The organism is Mesorhizobium sp. M7A.F.Ca.CA.002.05.1.1 (assembly GCF_003998335.1).
Classification (GTDB): domain Bacteria; phylum Pseudomonadota; class Alphaproteobacteria; order Rhizobiales; family Rhizobiaceae; genus Mesorhizobium.
Genome location: NZ_RZQI01000766.1, coordinates 1 through 2,912, shown reverse-complemented (window position 1 = coordinate 2,912; position 2,912 = coordinate 1). Strand labels below are relative to the sequence as shown.

3 protein-coding genes are annotated in these 2,912 nt (G+C 59.1%); 2 read left to right on the top strand and 1 reads right to left on the bottom strand.

Annotation, left to right across the window (positions count from 1 at the left end):
- A partial coding sequence (locus EN939_RS28095; RefSeq protein WP_127270970.1) for an HlyD family type I secretion periplasmic adaptor subunit occupies nt 1-994 on the top strand: 994 nt, incomplete at its 5' end.
- Nucleotides 984-1,625 carry a ribbon-helix-helix domain-containing protein gene (locus EN939_RS28090; protein WP_127270968.1) on the top strand — a complete coding sequence of 214 codons (642 nt, stop codon included), beginning with the start codon at nt 984-986 and terminating at the stop codon, nt 1,623-1,625. The genes EN939_RS28095 and EN939_RS28090, both read left to right, overlap by 11 nt.
- 59 nt (nt 1,626-1,684) lie before the next feature.
- On the opposite strand, the gene EN939_RS39375 is transcribed toward EN939_RS28090, so the two are convergent.
- Nucleotides 1,685-2,272, bottom strand: a complete 588-nt coding sequence (locus tag EN939_RS39375; protein ID WP_236383472.1) for a transglutaminase-like cysteine peptidase — start codon at nt 2,270-2,272, stop codon at nt 1,685-1,687.
- Nucleotides 2,273-2,912: the final 640 nt, after the last annotated feature.

Genomic DNA, 2,912 nt, shown 5'->3' with positions numbered 1-2,912 from the left:
CGCGCTGGAAGTGCGCATAGCAAGGCTGAAATACGAACAGGCCGGCAATCTCTCGGGCCCATTTCCGTGCCCGCAGGACATCCAGTCGGTCGCTCCGCAAATCTGCGACAATGAGCAGAAGCTGCTCATCGCCCGGCGCGGGAACTTCGACAACAAGCTGTCCGTGCTCAAGTCACGCCTTGACCAGCGCGAGAGGGAACTGGCCGAGGCGCAGGCCAATTCCGATCGTCTTACAAAGAACCTGGTCGTCAGCGACCAGGAGGCAAAACTGGTCGACGCGATGGTCAAGAAAGGCCTGATGGCAAGGACCGAGCAGCTCCGGGTGGAGCGCGAACAGACCGAGCTCAACGGCCAGCTGAACCTTGCGGGCGAAACGATAAAGAAGATCAAATCGTCGATCACGGAAGCCCAGCTTCAGGTCGAGGAACTCGGCCTGCAATTGCAGCAGGAGGCGTTGGACGACCTTACCCAGGCGCTGGCGGAGCTTTCGGTGGTGGATGAGACCATAAGGGGAGCCACCGACAAGGTCGCGCGCACCGATATCCGTTCTCCCGTGGATGGCATCGTCAACACGCTGGAGCTGAACACGGTAGGCGCCTTCGTCCAGCCTGGCGCCGTCGTGGCCGGCATCGTGCCGACCTCCGAGACGTTGCTGGTGGAGGCTCGGGTCTCGCCACGGGATGTCGCGTTCATCCGTCCCGACCAGGTAGCCCTTATCAAGGTCACCGCCTATGATTTCTCGATCTTCGGCGGTATCGAGGGCAAGGTCTCGAACATCACAGCCGACAGCCTGGTCGATCAGAAAACGGGGGAACCCTACTATCAGGTGCGTGTGGCGACTGACAAATCCACCCTTCAAAGAGACGGCAAGGCCTACTCGATCATCCCCGGAATGATCTGCTCGGTCGACATCAAGACCGGGCGCAAGACGATCCTGCACTACCTCCTGAAGCCGATCAACAAGGCGCGCGAGGAGGCGATGAGTGAGCGGTAGCGCCAGCCCTCATCATTCCGGTCGCGAGCGGCTGCTGCCTCCAGTCGCCGCCGAGGATTTTGGACTGGAATTTCGGGTTGTGGCGCGCGGCGGCATCCGGCGCGGCATCCGTCTGGAGCGGGCATTCTGGATGTCGCTGAAGCAGATGGCCGAAAGCAGGAAGTGCACGATCGGCATGCTCATCGACGAGATCGCCGAAAGCCAGGGACAGACAGGCAATTTGACATCCGCGATCCGGGTGGCCTGCATGCGTGGGTTGGGAGACGAAAACCTGACCCTGCGAAGGCTTGCATCGATCAACACCATCAACGCCATACTGGTCGCTTGCCCGTCTCCGGCCTTTGCCCTGGCTTCGTCGAAGAAGATCCTGTCGTTCAACGCGCCGTTCCAGCAACTCGTCAAACGTCAATTGCCGATCGCCCCAAGCGATGACGCACGGCACGATCTCAAGCTGGCGCTGGACCTCAATGTGGCCGACATCTTCGCGCGGCTCGATGCCAATGGCGAATCGCCGGTGGCCACCGGTTTTGTCATCGGCGCGGGCGACCGTCGATACCGGGGACAATTGAATGCGGTGCGGGCTCCGGTGCTCGAGCCGGAGCTGCTGATGGCGTTCGTCTTCGGCGGCTAGAGCAGTTCACCGTTACACTTACCGGAGTTGCTCTGCATGCATCGCCAATGCTGGCGAACCTATGGCTGAAAGCCTTCGCCGGGTGCGACGGTTGCGAAACCGCCCTTGATGTCGGCCATCTGGGCTCCGCCCGGTCTTGAACCGTGGATCCAGGCCCGGTCCGTGCTGAACGAATAGAGCGGAACGTAATCCGGAAGATCGCTGTCACGCACGACAGTGTTGCTGAGGCTGTCGAGAATGAAGGTGCCGCTGCCTGTGCTCACCGACAGCACTGCGTGAAAGAAGCCTCTCTTGCGATCCTGGAGGACGACAAGCGCCATGCTTTGCGTGGGAATGCCGGCCCTCAGCAGGGCTGTCATCTTGAGGATGGCAAAATCCTCGCAATCGCCGGCTCGCCGCTCGAGAATCTCCGAAGGCTTCGCCCAATAGTCGAGCTTGCCGTAGACGACGCTGTCTTTCCTGTAGGCGATCAGGCGATTTACGCTGCTGTTGACGAAGGACAGCTTCTCGCTGAACCCCTTGCCTTGTGCGGCGGCGATCATGCCGGCAAAAGCCGCGCTCTTGTGCTCGCAGGGGCTGCCTGCCGAACAGGCGGCGATTGCCCGGTAGACGGGCGCCCAGCGAGCCGCGACGGGAAAATTGCGCATGGACAAGGCAACCGATCCGAAGACCCCCGGAATGATCGACGCGGTCTGCAGCGGATCTATCCCGGCGTCATCTCGCGCCGTTGACGAGCCATCCCCGCGGCCAACATCTGGGCCATAGCTGCCGGTGACCAGACCGATCCGGTAAGCGCCCGCAGGCTGCCAGGGCTGAGGCCTCGTCAGCGAAACACCGCCGAGAGAAGGCGGCGTTTGAATATTCTCCTGAGGCCAGCCGGGTGCGGCTATATCGCTCGCAAATGACGGCCCCGCCAGGCCGACAAGCCCGATTGCCAGCAGGAGCATCTGGAGCCGGGTTTTTCCCGGAACTGATTTTTGCTTTTTCATAACGCCCACCTTTGACTGTGGACGCTACCAATCTTGTCTCAAATTATTGGAAAGGAAGGTGGATAAATATCCAGCAACTGTCTTTATCCATTTTACTTAAAATTTTATTCAAATTTATACTTTGGTTTACCGGAAAAATGCCGGCCAGCTATCCGTCAAGGAGGTCTCCAGAAACCTACATATATCAGGTTATATTGTTGCGGTTTACCACGTGTAAAAAATGCCGGGCAATGCATATCATAATATATGAAATAGATTAGGGGGCAGTTGCAAAGTAGAAGTGGCCGCTGTCTCTATC

What these genes read in the sequence shown, in the direction of transcription:
- EN939_RS39375 (WP_236383472.1), bottom strand. Translation starts at nt 2,272, where the DNA reads ATGCGCAATTTTCCCGTCGCGGCTCGCTGGGCGCCCGTCTACCGGGCA.